Source organism: Neopusillimonas maritima, assembly GCF_003576595.1.
GTDB classification, from domain to species: domain Bacteria; phylum Pseudomonadota; class Gammaproteobacteria; order Burkholderiales; family Burkholderiaceae_B; genus Neopusillimonas; species Neopusillimonas maritima.
The window spans coordinates 742,746-756,047 of sequence record NZ_NQOU01000001.1 but is presented as its reverse complement, the minus strand read 5'-3'; the positions used below and the strand labels follow the sequence as shown (position 1 = coordinate 756,047).

Below are 13,302 nucleotides of genomic sequence, written 5' to 3'. Positions count from 1 at the left end.
GAGAAATGTCATGGCAATTCGCGTAGCGATTAATGGGTTTGGCCGTATTGGCCGCAATATTCTGCGTGCCCACTATGAAGGTGGAAAATCCCACGATATTGAAATCGTGGCGATCAACGATTTAGGTGACCCTAAAACCAATGCTCACCTTACCCGTTACGATACCGCTCACGGGCGCTTCCCCGGCACGGTTGAGGTCGACGGTGATTACATGGTGGTCAATGGCGACCGCATTCGTGTGCTGGCCAATCGCAATCCCGCTGAATTGCCCTGGGGCGAGTTAGGCGTCGACGTTGTGCTGGAATGCACCGGCTTTTTCACCAGCAAGGAAAAAGCAAATGCGCATATTCAAGGCGGCGCCAAGAAAGTGATTATTTCCGCGCCCGGCGGTAAAGACGTTGACGCCACGGTGGTGTACGGTGTCAATCACAATGTGTTGAAAGCGTCTGATACGGTCATTTCCAATGCATCGTGCACGACAAACTGCCTGGCCCCTCTGGTTCTGCCTTTGCACCGCAAAATTGGTTTGGAAAATGGTTTGATGACCACTATCCACGCATACACGAACGACCAGGTACTGACCGACGTTTATCACTCTGATTTGCGCCGTGCCCGTTCCGCCACCTCCAGCATGATCCCCACAAAAACCGGTGCTGCGTCGGCTGTGGGATTGGTTCTGCCTGAATTGAACGGCAAGCTCGACGGCTTTGCCATGCGCGTGCCGACCATTAACGTGTCCATTGTTGACCTGTCCTTTGTTGCCTCGCGCGATACATCGGTTGAGGAAGTGAACGCTCTTTTGAAGGAAGCGGCTGCGTCTGCGGAATTGAAAGGCATTCTGGATTACAGTGAAGAGCCTTTGGTGTCGGTAGACTACAACCACACCTCGGCATCCAGCACGGTTGATGCCGGCTTAACCAAAGTCTCGGGTCGCTTGGTCAAGGTGTGCTCCTGGTACGACAACGAGTGGGGCTTCTCGAACCGTATGCTTGATACCACGGTTGCTTTAATGTCAGCCAAATAAGTTGTTTTAGTCCACACAAGGGCGGGGGTTCCCGCCCTTGTTCCATTTCATCGCTCTCTCGTTCTTCTTTTGCTATGTCTAATGTTAAAACCCTTACGGCACTAGCCGGTACCAATGCCCTAAAAGGCAAACGCGTATTTATTCGTTCCGATCTGAATGTCCCGTTCAATGACGCAGGGGACATTTCCGAAGACACGCGTGTTCGCGCTTCCGTACCGGCCATTCGCCTGGCACTTGATGCCGGCGCAGCGGTAATGGTGACTTCGCATTTGGGGCGCCCAAAAGAAGGAGCGTTGACTGAGGCCGATTCGCTGGCACCGGTGGCTAAGCGCCTGGGCGAATTATTGGGGATGAGTGTTTCGCTGGTGACCAACTGGGTGGACGGCGTGAATGTTCAGCCAGGCCAAGTAGTATTGCTTGAAAACGCGCGCGGAAACGCAGGCGAGAAAAAGAACGATGAAGGGCTGGCTCGCAAAATGGCCGCCTTGTGTGACGTTTACGTGAACGATGCGTTTGGCACGGCGCATCGTGCTGAAGCCACAACGCATGGTATTGCGCAGTTTGCGCCTGTTGCATGCGCGGGCCCCTTGCTGGAAGCTGAATTAGAAGCCTTGGGCAAAGCGTTGAAGGCGCCGCGTCGGCCAATGGTGGCCATTGTGGCGGGTTCAAAAGTATCTACCAAGCTTTCAATTCTGCGCGCGCTGGCCGACAAGGTCGATCAATTGATTGTGGGCGGCGGCATTGCCAACACGTTCATGCTGGCCAAAGGCTTGCCCATTGGAAAATCTTTGGCGGAACCCGATCAGGTTGAAGAAGCGCGCGCGGTAATGGACATTATGCAAAAGCGTGGTGCGGACGTACCCATTCCGGTTGATGTGGTGTGCGCCAAAACCTTTGGTGCCGATGCGCCGGCCGAGGTTAAAGACGCTGAAAATGTGGCCGATGACGACCTGATTCTGGATATCGGTCCCAGAACTGCCGCTCAATTGGCCGATATATTGAAGCAGGCGGGTACTATTGTCTGGAATGGCCCTGTGGGTGTTTTCGAATTCGATGCGTTTGCCAAAGGCACGCAAACCATTGCGCGAGCCATTGCCGAATCGGACGGGTTTTCCATTGCCGGTGGCGGCGATACGCTGGCGGCCATTGCCAAGTTCAATATCACCGATAAGGTAGGGTATATCTCTACGGGTGGCGGCGCGTTCCTGGAGTTCCTGGAAGGTAAAACCCTGCCTGCCGTTGATGTACTTGAACGCAGGGCGCAAGACTAAGGCGCTTTCGAACAACAGGAGTATTGTCGATGTCTGAGTCAGATCGTTTATCTCGTGCGCATCCCGATCAACTATTAGTGGGCTTGGTCTCTATTTCCGACCGTGCCTCGTCGGGCACATACGAAGATAAAGGGATACCCGCTTTGCAAGATTGGCTGAACGCTGCGTTGACTGAACCTGCTCAGTTTGCGACACGCCTCATTCCCGATGAGCCGGATCAAATTTCGGCAACGCTAATCGAATTGGTCGATAAGGTCGGCTGCGATCTGGTGCTGACCACCGGAGGAACCGGTCCTTCGCGTCGCGACGTGACGCCCGAGGCGACACTGGCAGTTGGTACAAAAGAGATGCCCGGCTTCGGCGAGCAAATGCGCCAGATCAGCCTGCGTTTTGTGCCAACCGCAATCTTGTCGCGCCAGGTGGCAGTCATTCGTGAGACCACGGAACATGCTGCGCTGATTATTAATTTACCGGGCCAGCCCAAAGCCATTAAAGAGACGCTGGAGGGCTTGAAAGATGCCGAAGGCAATGTACTGGCGGCAGGCATTTTTGCTGCCGTACCGTATTGCATTGATTTGATCGGCGGCCCGTATATAGAAACCCGGGAAGACGTGGTGCGGGCTTTCCGTCCCAAGTCGGCGCTTCGGGTAAAATGAACCCTTTATATTAATTTGCTTTCAGGAGTCTTTTCATGGCCCTCGTATCCATGCGTCAGCTGCTCGATCATGCTGCCGAAAACGGTTATGGTATCCCCGCGTTCAACGTCAATAACCTTGAGCAGGTCCAGGCCATTATGGAGGCTGCCCATGAAACCGATAGCCCGGTTATCATGCAGGCCTCTGCAGGTGCCCGCAAGTACGCCGGTGAAGGCTTTCTGAAGTATCTTATTCAGGCGGCTGTAGAAAGTTACCCGCACTTGCCGGTGGTTATGCATCAAGACCACGGTCAATCGCCTGCAGTTTGTCAGGGCGCCATCGACCTGGGATTTACCAGCGTCATGATGGACGGCTCGTTGAAAGAAGACGGCAAAACCATTGCCGAATACGAATACAACGTCGACGTTACCCGTAAAGTGGTTCAAATGGCGCACAAACTGGGTATTACCGTAGAAGGTGAACTCGGTTGTTTAGGTTCTCTGGAAACCATGAAGGGTGACAAGGAAGACGGCCATGGTGCGGAAGGTACGCTTACCATGGAACAATTGCTTACCGACCCCGAACAGGCAGCCGATTTCGTGCGTCAAACCGAGCTCGACGCGCTGGCGATTGCCATTGGCACCAGCCATGGGGCGTACAAATTCAGCCGTAAACCCACTGGCGATATTCTGTCGATTTCGCGCATTAAAGAAATTCACCAGCGTCTGCCCAACACGCATTTGGTAATGCATGGCAGCTCCAGCGTTCCCCAAGAGCTGCTCGCCGAAATTCGTGAGTTTGGCGGTGACATGAAAGAAACCTACGGGGTTCCCGTGGAAGAAATTCAGGAAGCCATCAAACATGGTGTGCGCAAAATCAATATCGACACCGATATCCGTTTGGCCATGACGGGCGCCATTCGCCGCTTTATGGCCGAGAATCCGTCCAAGTTCGATCCACGCGAATATCTGAAGCCTGCCCGGGCGGCCGCCAAGGAAATTTGTCTGCAACGTTATCAGCAATTCGGTTGCGCCGGTAACGGCAGCAAAATTAAACCCGTTGCGCTTGATGAAATGGCACGCCGTTATTCGGCCGGCGACCTGGCGCAAGTGGTTCAGTAAATGTCCGCCCTGCATCAGTCCAGCATCCCGTCCTTGCCCCTGCTTGCACGGGGCAAGGTGCGCGATATGTACGCGGTCAACGACGACCTTTTACTTATTGTCGCGTCCGATCGCATTTCTGCATTCGACGTCATCCTCGACGACCCCATACCAGGCAAAGGGCAGGTACTAACTGCGTTAACCGAGTTCTGGCTGAATAAGCTGGCACACGTGATACCCAACCACGCAACCGGCATCGATCCCGCATCGGTGGTGGCACCCAACGAGCGCGATCAGGTAAAAGGCCGTGCCATGGTGGTAAAACGCCTGAAGCCTGTCATGGTTGAAGCCGTAGCGCGGGGGTATTTAATTGGATCAGGCTGGAAAGATTATCAGGCAACGGGTGCGGTGTGCGGTATTGCGCTACCGTCCGGTTTGAAGCTGGCCGGCCGTTTGCCTGAAGCCATTTTTACGCCGGCCGCCAAGGCCGAAGTGGGTGAGCACGACGAGAACGTTGAATTCAGCCATTTGGTAGCGGAAGTGGGTCAAGCCATGGCGGAAAAAATCCGTGCCGTTACTTTGCAGTTGTATGGTGAAGCCGCTGAATTTGCGCTTGGCAAAGGCATTATTATTGCCGACACCAAGTTCGAGTTCGGCCTCGACGCACAAGGGCAGTTGCATTTAATGGACGAAGTTCTTACGCCCGATTCCTCGCGGTTTTGGCCGGCGAATGAATACAATGAAGGTAGCAGCCCACCTTCTTTCGACAAGCAGTTCGTACGCGATTGGCTGGAGCAGCAACCCTGGAACAAAACGGCGCCGGCACCGCGTTTGCCCGACGACGTAATACAGAAAACCGCAGCCAAGTATCACGAGGCGTTAACCCGTTTAACCACTTAAGACAGTCCGTTGCCGGGTGAAGTCATGGCCGGTTTCGCGTGTTGTTTAAGCCATTGTTATTGCCATGAATCAATCATCCTCTGTCTTGAATAATAGTGCCCCTTTGGTGGGGGTTATTATGGGCTCTTCCAGCGACTGGGAGGTGATGCGGCACGCAGTTGATATGTTGACGCAGTTTCAGGTGCCGCACGAGGTTAAGGTTATTTCAGCACATCGCATGCCCGCCGATATGGCGCAGTACGGCGCTGATGCGCGCAGGGTGGGGCTTCGGGCCATTATTGCCGGGGCGGGGGGCGCCGCCCACCTGCCCGGTATGATGGCCGCGCTTACCTCAGTTCCTGTTTTCGGCGTTCCTGTGCCGTCGCGCTATTTACGTGGTGAAGATTCTTTACTGTCGATTGTGCAAATGCCTAAAGGCGTGCCGGTTGCCACGTTTGCCATTGGCGAAGCGGGTGCGGCCAATGCGGCTTTGCATGCTATTGCCAATCTGGCGACAACAGATGCACGTCTGGCAGAGCAACTGGATGCATTTCGCCTAAAACAAACGGAAGCGGCCCGGGCAATGGTTGTGCCGCCGCCTCAGTCTTCTTGAGTTGATGAATTTATGTCTGACGATTGCAACAACACAATCATAAAACCAGGACAATGGCTGGGAATGATAGGTGGGGGTCAGTTGGGTCGTATGTTTTGTCATGCAGCTCAGCGCATGGGTTACAAGGTGGCGGTGCTTGACCCAGACGCCAATAGTCCGGCCGGTGCTGTTGCAGACTTCCATTTACGCGCGGCATACGACAATGAATCGGCGTTGACCGAGCTCGCGCAGCGCTGTCCGGCGGTCACTACCGAGTTCGAGAACGTTCCGGCCAATAGTTTGCGGTTTATTCAGGCGCAGGGCTCTAATGTAAGTCCCTCGGGTGATGCCGTGGCAATTGTGCAGAATCGAATCGACGAGAAAGCGTTTATTCAGAAAGCGGGTGTCGAGGTTGCGCCTTATATTCCGGTACGCTCTGAAGATGATTTGCAAAGCGCGCCCGAATCTTTGTTCCCGGGCATTCTGAAAGTGGCGCGTTTGGGTTACGACGGAAAAGGTCAGGCAAGGGTCGCTTCGCGGGTGGAAGCGTACGAAGCCTTTGTTGAGTTCAACAAAGTCGACTGCGTTCTGGAGGCCTTGATGCCGCTTCAGCGTGAAATCTCAGTTGTCATGGCGCGCGGCTATAACGACGAATGTGTTTTTTACGCACCCGCTGTCAATGTGCATCATCACGGTATTTTGGCGGTTTCAAGCGCCTCTCCTCAAGCCGATGAGCTGGGGTTAGGCAATGCGTTGCTTGATCAGGCGCGCGATGCCGCGGCCGGCATTGCCAGATCGCTTGATTATCGGGGTGTATTGTGCGTCGAGTTTTTTGTATTAGACGGTGGTGCTTTGTTGGCCAACGAGGTGGCGCCACGCCCTCATAATAGCGGTCATCACACAATCGATGCTTGTGTCTCAAGTCAGTTCGAGCAACAGGTTCGGGTTATGGCGGGTTTACCATTGGGTCATCCGCAGGCGCACAGTGCTTCGGTAATGCTGAATTTGTTGGGTGACCTTTGGTTTAACGACCAGGGGCAGTATGAAGAACCCGATTGGCCGGCCGTTTTGTCTATTCCCGGGGCGCATTTGCATTTATATGGCAAGGCCGATGCGCGCCCAGGCCGGAAAATGGGGCATATTACTGTTGTTGCCGAATCCCTCGAGCGCGCAACGCATCAAGCGGACGAAGTGAAGCGTTTGTTGAACCTGCCTTACTAAGTACGGCCGTTAATATTAAAAGCATAAGCCATTTAAGCGTGAATACCCGCACCACTTATGACCCAATCCATCAAGCTGCCCAACAACTGCTGGCGGGGCGGCTGGTTGCGTTCCCAACTGAAACGGTTTATGGCTTGGGGGCGGATGCCGAGAACCCTGAAGCGGTAGCGCGTATCTATACGGCCAAAGGGCGGCCATCCAATCATCCGGTTATTGTGCACGTTGCGCCAGGTGCCGACCTTTCCTATTGGGCCAAGAATATCCCGGACGAGGCGCATGCATTGATACGTGCATTCTGGCCGGGACCGCTTACGTTGATTCTTGAGCGTGCAGATCATATTCCAGCCCAGGTCAGTGGCGGGCAGACTACCATCGGGCTGCGTTGCCCCGCGCATCCTGTTGCGCGACAATTGCTTGCGGCTTTTTCAGCCCTGAAGAACGGAAACGGGGGGGTGGCTGCGCCGTCGGCGAACAAGTTTGGCCAGGTTTCGCCCACCCAGGCAAGTCATGTACGTGAAGAATTTGCCGATTTGGGCGAGGCGGACCTCCTTGTGCTTGAAGGGGGTAGTTCCGAAGTGGGGATTGAGTCTACGATTCTGGATTTGTCGCGTCTTGAAAGCGTGGGGCCGGTGTTGTTGCGACCAGGGCATATTTCCGCCACTGACATTGCCGGTGTATTGGGGGTAATGCCGCGTGAGCATGCGGATGCGGCGGCGCCGAAAGTCTCCGGCTCTTTGAAAGCACACTATGCACCCCATACGCCGTTATTATTGCGTTCCCGGGCGGATATTGATCGCCTTGTCGGCTTGGGTGTGGACGCAGTGTTATCGCTTGCCGGTTTGGGCTCGACACCAAGCGGGAACCAGCACGTTGCGATATTGGTCATCGGCCCGGTAGCCTCTGATTTAACCGGGAAATCGAATGCCGGGTTTACGTGGATGTCGGCAGCGGAAGACCCCGTTGTTTATGCCCGGGATCTTTATGCCAATTTACGGCGCCTTGATTTAGGCGGTTTTGATTGCCTGTTGGTACAGGCGCCGCCTGAAGAGGCAGCCTGGCACGCTGTGCAAGACCGATTGAAGCGCGCTGCGGCGGCATTCAGCAGTTAACCTGCTTTTTGCGTGTGCCTCAGCGCGTTTATACACCCAGGTAGCGGGTTAAAAGTTCGGGTTGTTTTGACAGGGTTGCACTGTCTTTTTCTTCCACCACGACGCCTTTTTCAAGTACCACGCACCGGTCGGTGTTGGCCAGTACCTTGCGGAAATTCCGGTCGACAATCAGCGTGGACACACCACTTTTACGAATGGTGTCGATAATGCGCCAGATTTCGGCCACGATCAGTGGCGCCAGGCCTTCGGTTGCCTCGTCAAGAATCAGGATGTCGGGGTTGGTCATGAGGGCGCGCCCAATGGCCAACATTTGCTGCTCACCGCCCGAAAGCTGTTGCCCGCCGTGGCCAAGACGCTCCGTCAGACGTGGAAAAGTTTCCAACACGCGATCGTAGTTCCAGTCGTTTCGGCCGTTCACACCGGAACGAGCGGCAACCAGCAGATTTTCGCGAACATTCAAGTTGGGGAAAATGCCGCGCCCCTCGGGGACATAGGCGACACCTTCACGTGCAACTTGGTATGGTGCGGAGCGCGTGTGGTCTTTGTCGCGAATAACGATATTCCCACTGGTTGGGCGCAAATGGCCCATCAGGGTGCGAATAAGCGTGGTTTTACCCATCCCGTTGCGGCCCAGAAGGCCAACCGACTCGCCCGCCTGAATTTTCAGATTAACGTTGAAAAGAACATGGCTTGCACCGTAGAAAGTATTCAACCCCTGAGCGTTGATCAATACAGTCATTCGTCTTCTCCCAGGTAGGCCGTTTGTACCTCGTGGTTCGTGCGGATGGCTTCAGGGTCGCCATGCGCAATAACGGTCCCGTTCACCATCACGGTGATGAGGTCGGAAATTCGAAATACGGCATCCATATCGTGTTCCACCAGCAAAATGGCATGTTCCTTTTTGAGCGAGTCCAGTAGATCCAGCATGCGGTCGGTTTCTTCCGCCCCCATGCCCGCTAGCGGTTCGTCGAGAAGCAGAACGGTTGGGTGTGTGGCCAGGCACATGGCGATTTCGAGTTGACGTTTCCCGCCGTGTGATAACAGCCCCGCGGTGTGGTCGGCGTATTCGGCCAAACCGGTTAGCTCCAGCGCGCGGTCGGCTGCTTCATTACTGATGCGGCAGTTTTTTGCGGGGGTCGCCCAGCTCCAGAATTTTTGGTGCTTGGCTTGTGCCGATAAACGGCAATTTTCATGTACCGTTAAAGTCGGGAAAATAGTGGTGCGCTGGTAGCTTCGGCCCAGGCCGGCACGTGCCCGATTGGGTTGGGGCCAGCGGGTAATGTCCGTTCCGTTCATGATAATTGAGCCTTCATTGGGCGGAATTTCCCCGGAAAGCACATTAATGAGTGTGGATTTACCGGCACCGTTGGTACCAATTACGGCGTGGACTTGACCCCGATCGAGATCGACGGAGACATTGTCGATGGCGACCAGGCCGCCGAAGCGACGGGTGACGTTTTTGGCCGACAATAAGGTTTGTGTCATGCTTTACCTCTAGTGTGCAGCAGGTGAGCCGGCCGAAGAGCGGCGGCGGGCGCGAAGTTGTTCAGGCAGTCCGATTAAACCTTTGGGCATGAGCGCCACCAGAATAATAATGGCCAGGCCGAAGGTAAGGTGCCAGTGAACGGCAAACTCGCCGAACAATGCTTGCGACTGGAATATTTCCTGCAGCAGAATGAGTGTAATGGTGCCGATAACCGCACCTGAAAGCCGGCCCATACCGCCCAAAATAACCATAAGCAGTACCAGGCCCGACTGTTCCCAGTTCATCAGTTCAGGGTTCACATAGCCGTCTTTGGCGGCATAAAGAATGCCGGCAAGACCACCCAAGCCACTGGCAATGATGTAGGCCGTGAGCTTGTATCCGAACGTTGAAAAACCGGCTGCGCGCATGCGCTGTTCATTCACCAGAATGCCGGTGAGCGCGGCGCCGAAACGCGAACGCATGAGCATGGCAAGAAATACCCACGTAAGGGTTAGGCAAACCAGTACAAACATGTAGAAAACGTAGGCGTTATCAAGATTCAGGATAACCCAGTCGCCAATGCGGAATTCGGGCCGAACGTACAAATAGATGCCATCGCTTCCGCCACCGATTTTGGTGTCGTGAAAGACGTAGTAAGCCATTTGCGCAAACGCCAGGGTGACCATAATGAAATAGACGCCTTTGGTTCGCAACGACAGCGCGCCGGTAATCAGGGCATACACCATTGCGATCCCTATGCTAACGGGTAACATCCACAATAAATTGCCGGACTCGTATTGGGGCGACAATAAAGTAACCGCGTAGGCGGAGATGCCGAAGAACGCGGCATGGCCCAGGCTGATGAGGCCGGTGCAGCCAACCAGCAATTGCAGGCTAAGCGCAAATAATGAATAAATCATGATTTTGACGATCAGCGCAGTGTAGTACTCGGACGTGACCAAGGGCAGCAGCGCGGTGACGACAAAAAGAAGCAGGGGCAGGATAAAGTTGCGTATCGAGGAGTGCATTGTTGTTAGCCTTGCTTGAAGAGCCCCTCGGGCTTGAATAACAGGATGGCGGCCATCATGACGTAAACCAGAACGCCTGCGGCTTGCGGAAACAGGACTTGGCCGAAGGTGTCGACAAAGCCGATGAGCATGGCGGCGACGAACGCCCCTTTAATAGATCCAATGCCGCCAATCACGACCACAACGAAACAGATAATAAGAATGGAGTGGCCCATGCCGGGATAAACCGAGGACACAGGAGCCGCAATGGCACCGGCAAAAGCCGCCAGCGCAACGCCCAGCGCAAAAACAATACGGAACAAGCGATTAATATCGATGCCCAGTGAGTTGATCATGTCGCGATTACTGGCGCCGGCACGAATCATCATGCCCAGGCGTGTGTGTGTAAGTAACCAATAAAGCAAGCCTGCAACGACCAGACAGACCACCGAAATGAAGAGACGGTAGGTGGGGTAAGTCATGATGTCGCCGAGCGAGATGGCCCCACTTAACCAGGACGGCGTGTCGACACCATGAACGTCGTTATCAATAATGATGCTGCGCAGCTCTTCAAACACCAGGATAAGGCCGTAAGTCATGAGGACTTGCTGCAGGTGATCGCGATGATAAAGATAGCTGTAAAAAGCCCATTCCAGGAAGTAACCCAGAATGGCCGACAAAATAACGCAGGCGAGCAGGGTTGTAACAAACCCCCCACCCACATACTGTTCAACAAGAGGTCCTAGCGCGAAGGCCATGTAGGCGCCGATCATGTAGAAGCTGCCGTGAGCCAGGTTGATGATGCCCATGATGCCGAAAATGAGTGTTAACCCACTGGCAACCAGGAAGAGCAGCAGCCCGTACTGGACAGCGTTCAGACATTGAATAAGGAAAATGACCGGATCCACATGGCCTCCTTTAGTATTGTTTTTTTATAGGGTGATTACATCAGTTTGCAGCCGCGGCTGGGGTCAGCCAGATCCTCAACCGCGATTTTCACAGGAACATTGTCCATGCCTTTAACTTCGCGCAGGTAGAAATCCTGAACGGGGTTGCCGGATTTGGAGATGGTGAAATCGCCGCGTGGACTCTTGATGGTTGCATTGCGGATGGCATCGCGCATTTGGTCTTTCTTGCTGACGTCGCCGTCTACCGCTTCCATACCGGCCGCCAGCATTTGTGCTGCGTCGTAACCCTGAACCGCGTAAACATCAGGCGGCAAATCGGGATACTTCTCGGAATAATTCTCGCGGAATTTCTTGTCGAGCTCGTTATCCAACCCATCGGCGTAGTGCAGCGCAGTGCGCAAGCCCTGAGCGGACTCACCTTGTGCTTTAAGCGTGCCGTCGGTCAGGAAGCCGGCGCCGACCAGAGGGATTTGATCTTTAAGACCTGCAGCTGCGTAATCCTGTACGAACTTAACGGCACCACCGCCCGCAAAGAACGTATAGACGACGTCGGGCTTGATAGAAGCGATTTCCGTGAGCAGCGGCTGGAACTCAACCTGGGGGAAAGGCAGGGTCAGGTGTTCGACAACTTCGCCGCCGCCTTTTTCGAATGCTTCCTTGAAGCCGTCAGTGGATTCTTTACCCGCAGCGTAGTTCCAGGAAATGGTCACGGCCTTCTTGTGACCATCTTCCGCGGCGACAACACCCATGGCGTAGCCAGGTTGCCAGTTCGAAAATGATGAGCGGAAGACGTTCTTGCTGCACAGTGGGCCGGTAATGGCAACGGCGCCGGCATTCGGAATAATGAGGGTAACGTCGCTCTCGGTGGCTGCTTTGGCCAGGGCCATGGCCACACCGGAGTGAACCGTACCGATCAGAATATCGACGTTGTCGCGTTTGATCAGGCGGTTGGCGTTATCGGGCCCTTTGGATGGGTTGGATTCATCGTCGACGCGGAAATAGGTGACTTCCTGGCCGGCAAGTTTGCCGCCTTGTTCTTCCACATACATTTTGAAGCCGTTTTCAATGGCTTCACCCAATTGAGCGTAGGTGCCGCTATAAGGCAACATAAAGCCCACTTTGACTTCGGCCGACGCAGCGCCTGCGCCGAATGCGAGAGAAAGGGCGAGTGCGGTGCCCGTTAAGACTTTCTTCATTGTGTCTACTCCTTGGTGTTGTAAAGGTACTGCTATGGCTGCGCATAGGCGCAATAAAAACAGGTTCATGGGTTGGTGGGTAACGTTTCGTTCAGTTTTTGTATGAAAGCCACCAACGCCTGGTTCAGGACTTCCGGCTGATCTTTATGGGGAGAATGACGGCAATCATCAATAATACAGAGTTCTGCGTGCGACACTATCCGTTGTATCCCTTGGATTTGGGCTAGCGTGCCGTACTCGTCGTTTTTCCCCTGAATCGCCAGAACAGGGCATTGGATTTTGGGCAAATAGGCTTCAATGTTCCAGTATTTGAATTCGGGGTTAAGCCAGATATCGTTCCAACCCCAGAATGCCGAGTCGGGGTTCTGGTGATAACGGGAGAAACGTTGTGGCAGATCAGTGTTCAGATAAGCCTCTCGCGCTTGTTCAATGCTGGTTATCGTGACATCTTCAACAAAGATATGGGGCGCCGCTACTGCAATGGCCTTGGGGCGGCTGGGGTACATCGCCGCATAAAGCAGGGCAATAGAGCCGCCGTCGCTGTGGCCGAACAAAATAGGCCGTTCGTGCTCCATATCCAGCGCTTCCAACAGGGCCGGCAAGGCTTTTTCCGCTTGTATATGCATGTAGCCAAGCGGCCATTTTTCCTCAGGTGGTCGGGGTGTGCTGGCGCCATAACCATAGCGTGAGTAAACCAGCCCACGGCAGTTGGCTTGTTCGCAAAGTTGCGCCGGCCAATCACGCCACAAGGCAACTGAACCCAAACCCTCGTGCAGGAAAATAACCAGGTCCCGGTCGGTTTTCTCCGGCGAAATGAACTGGCATTCGAGCTCATAATCGCGATCGTCGACGCGAATGGGGACTTGGCGGTGGGTGATGGACAGATTACTCATGT

At 54.4% G+C, this 13,302-nt stretch carries 14 protein-coding genes; 8 read left to right on the top strand and 6 right to left on the bottom strand.

The genetic code is table 11. The features are described from left to right. Window positions 1-10 precede the first annotated feature (10 nt). The 8 genes from gap (at window position 11) to CJO09_RS03640 (ending at window position 7,831) form a co-directional block, all read left to right on the top strand. A complete protein-coding gene (gene gap / locus CJO09_RS03675) occupies window positions 11-1,024 on the top strand; it encodes a type I glyceraldehyde-3-phosphate dehydrogenase (protein WP_119441102.1) in 1,014 nt (337 codons plus the stop codon). Window positions 1,025-1,098: 74 nt separating this feature from the next. After that, complete coding sequence (locus tag CJO09_RS03670) at window positions 1,099-2,295, top strand: phosphoglycerate kinase (protein ID WP_119441101.1); 1,197 nt, start codon at window positions 1,099-1,101, stop codon at window positions 2,293-2,295. Between the two features lie 29 nt (window positions 2,296-2,324). After that, a complete protein-coding gene (mog, locus tag CJO09_RS03665) occupies window positions 2,325-2,951 on the top strand; it encodes a molybdopterin adenylyltransferase (protein ID WP_119441100.1) in 627 nt (208 codons plus the stop codon). A gap of 35 nt (window positions 2,952-2,986) precedes the next feature. After that, window positions 2,987-4,051 (top strand): class II fructose-bisphosphate aldolase, encoded by a 1,065-nt coding sequence (gene fba / locus CJO09_RS03660; protein WP_119441099.1) that lies wholly within the window; start codon window positions 2,987-2,989, stop codon window positions 4,049-4,051. Continuing rightward, entirely contained in the window at window positions 4,052-4,930 is an 879-nt protein-coding gene (locus CJO09_RS03655; protein WP_119441098.1) for a phosphoribosylaminoimidazolesuccinocarboxamide synthase, read from the top strand. Between the two features lie 64 nt (window positions 4,931-4,994). Next, a complete protein-coding gene (gene purE / locus CJO09_RS03650; protein ID WP_179950510.1) occupies window positions 4,995-5,522 on the top strand; it encodes a 5-(carboxyamino)imidazole ribonucleotide mutase in 528 nt (175 codons plus the stop codon). 12 nt (window positions 5,523-5,534) lie between these two features. Next, on the top strand, window positions 5,535-6,722 hold the full coding sequence (locus CJO09_RS03645) for a 5-(carboxyamino)imidazole ribonucleotide synthase (RefSeq protein WP_119441097.1): 1,188 nt from the start codon (window positions 5,535-5,537) through the stop codon (window positions 6,720-6,722). 38 nt (window positions 6,723-6,760) lie between these two features. Then, complete coding sequence (locus tag CJO09_RS03640; RefSeq protein ID WP_119441096.1) at window positions 6,761-7,831, top strand: L-threonylcarbamoyladenylate synthase; 1,071 nt, start codon at window positions 6,761-6,763, stop codon at window positions 7,829-7,831. Between the two features lie 28 nt (window positions 7,832-7,859). Here the strand turns inward: CJO09_RS03640 and CJO09_RS03635 are convergent, their stop codons facing one another. From CJO09_RS03635 to CJO09_RS03610, 6 genes are all read right to left on the bottom strand, one after another. Next, entirely contained in the window at window positions 7,860-8,570 is a 711-nt protein-coding gene (locus CJO09_RS03635; RefSeq protein WP_119441095.1) for an ABC transporter ATP-binding protein, read from the bottom strand. Further along, complete coding sequence (locus CJO09_RS03630) at window positions 8,567-9,316, bottom strand: ABC transporter ATP-binding protein (RefSeq protein WP_119441094.1); 750 nt, start codon at window positions 9,314-9,316, stop codon at window positions 8,567-8,569. The genes CJO09_RS03635 and CJO09_RS03630 overlap by 4 nt, the downstream gene beginning before the upstream one ends. A 9-nt stretch (window positions 9,317-9,325) precedes the next feature. Further along, complete coding sequence (locus tag CJO09_RS03625) at window positions 9,326-10,324, bottom strand: branched-chain amino acid ABC transporter permease (protein ID WP_119441093.1); 999 nt, start codon at window positions 10,322-10,324, stop codon at window positions 9,326-9,328. A 5-nt stretch (window positions 10,325-10,329) separates the two neighbouring features. Then, complete coding sequence (locus CJO09_RS03620; protein ID WP_119441092.1) at window positions 10,330-11,211, bottom strand: branched-chain amino acid ABC transporter permease; 882 nt, start codon at window positions 11,209-11,211, stop codon at window positions 10,330-10,332. A 35-nt stretch (window positions 11,212-11,246) separates the two neighbouring features. Further along, entirely contained in the window at window positions 11,247-12,407 is a 1,161-nt protein-coding gene (locus tag CJO09_RS03615) for an ABC transporter substrate-binding protein (RefSeq protein WP_119441091.1), read from the bottom strand. Window positions 12,408-12,472: 65 nt separating this feature from the next. Further along, the gene (locus tag CJO09_RS03610) at window positions 12,473-13,300 is read right to left on the bottom strand and encodes an alpha/beta fold hydrolase (RefSeq protein WP_119441090.1); all 828 of its coding nucleotides are present in this window, start codon (window positions 13,298-13,300) and stop codon (window positions 12,473-12,475) included. Window positions 13,301-13,302: the final 2 nt, after the last annotated feature.

Coding starts and splice junctions, on each gene's coding strand:
- gap (WP_119441102.1), top strand. CDS start 11: ATGGCAATTCGCGTAGCGATTAATGGGTTTGGCCGTATTGGCCGCAAT.
- CJO09_RS03670 (WP_119441101.1), top strand. CDS start 1,099: ATGTCTAATGTTAAAACCCTTACGGCACTAGCCGGTACCAATGCCCTA.
- mog (WP_119441100.1), top strand. CDS start 2,325: ATGTCTGAGTCAGATCGTTTATCTCGTGCGCATCCCGATCAACTATTA.
- fba (WP_119441099.1), top strand. CDS start 2,987: ATGGCCCTCGTATCCATGCGTCAGCTGCTCGATCATGCTGCCGAAAAC.
- CJO09_RS03655 (WP_119441098.1), top strand. CDS start 4,052: ATGTCCGCCCTGCATCAGTCCAGCATCCCGTCCTTGCCCCTGCTTGCA.
- purE (WP_179950510.1), top strand. CDS start 4,995: ATGAATCAATCATCCTCTGTCTTGAATAATAGTGCCCCTTTGGTGGGG.
- CJO09_RS03645 (WP_119441097.1), top strand. CDS start 5,535: ATGTCTGACGATTGCAACAACACAATCATAAAACCAGGACAATGGCTG.
- CJO09_RS03635 (WP_119441095.1), bottom strand. CDS start 8,570: ATGACTGTATTGATCAACGCTCAGGGGTTGAATACTTTCTACGGTGCA.
- CJO09_RS03630 (WP_119441094.1), bottom strand. CDS start 9,316: ATGACACAAACCTTATTGTCGGCCAAAAACGTCACCCGTCGCTTCGGC.
- CJO09_RS03625 (WP_119441093.1), bottom strand. CDS start 10,324: ATGCACTCCTCGATACGCAACTTTATCCTGCCCCTGCTTCTTTTTGTC.
- CJO09_RS03615 (WP_119441091.1), bottom strand. CDS start 12,407: ATGAAGAAAGTCTTAACGGGCACCGCACTCGCCCTTTCTCTCGCATTC.
- CJO09_RS03610 (WP_119441090.1), bottom strand. CDS start 13,300: ATGAGTAATCTGTCCATCACCCACCGCCAAGTCCCCATTCGCGTCGAC.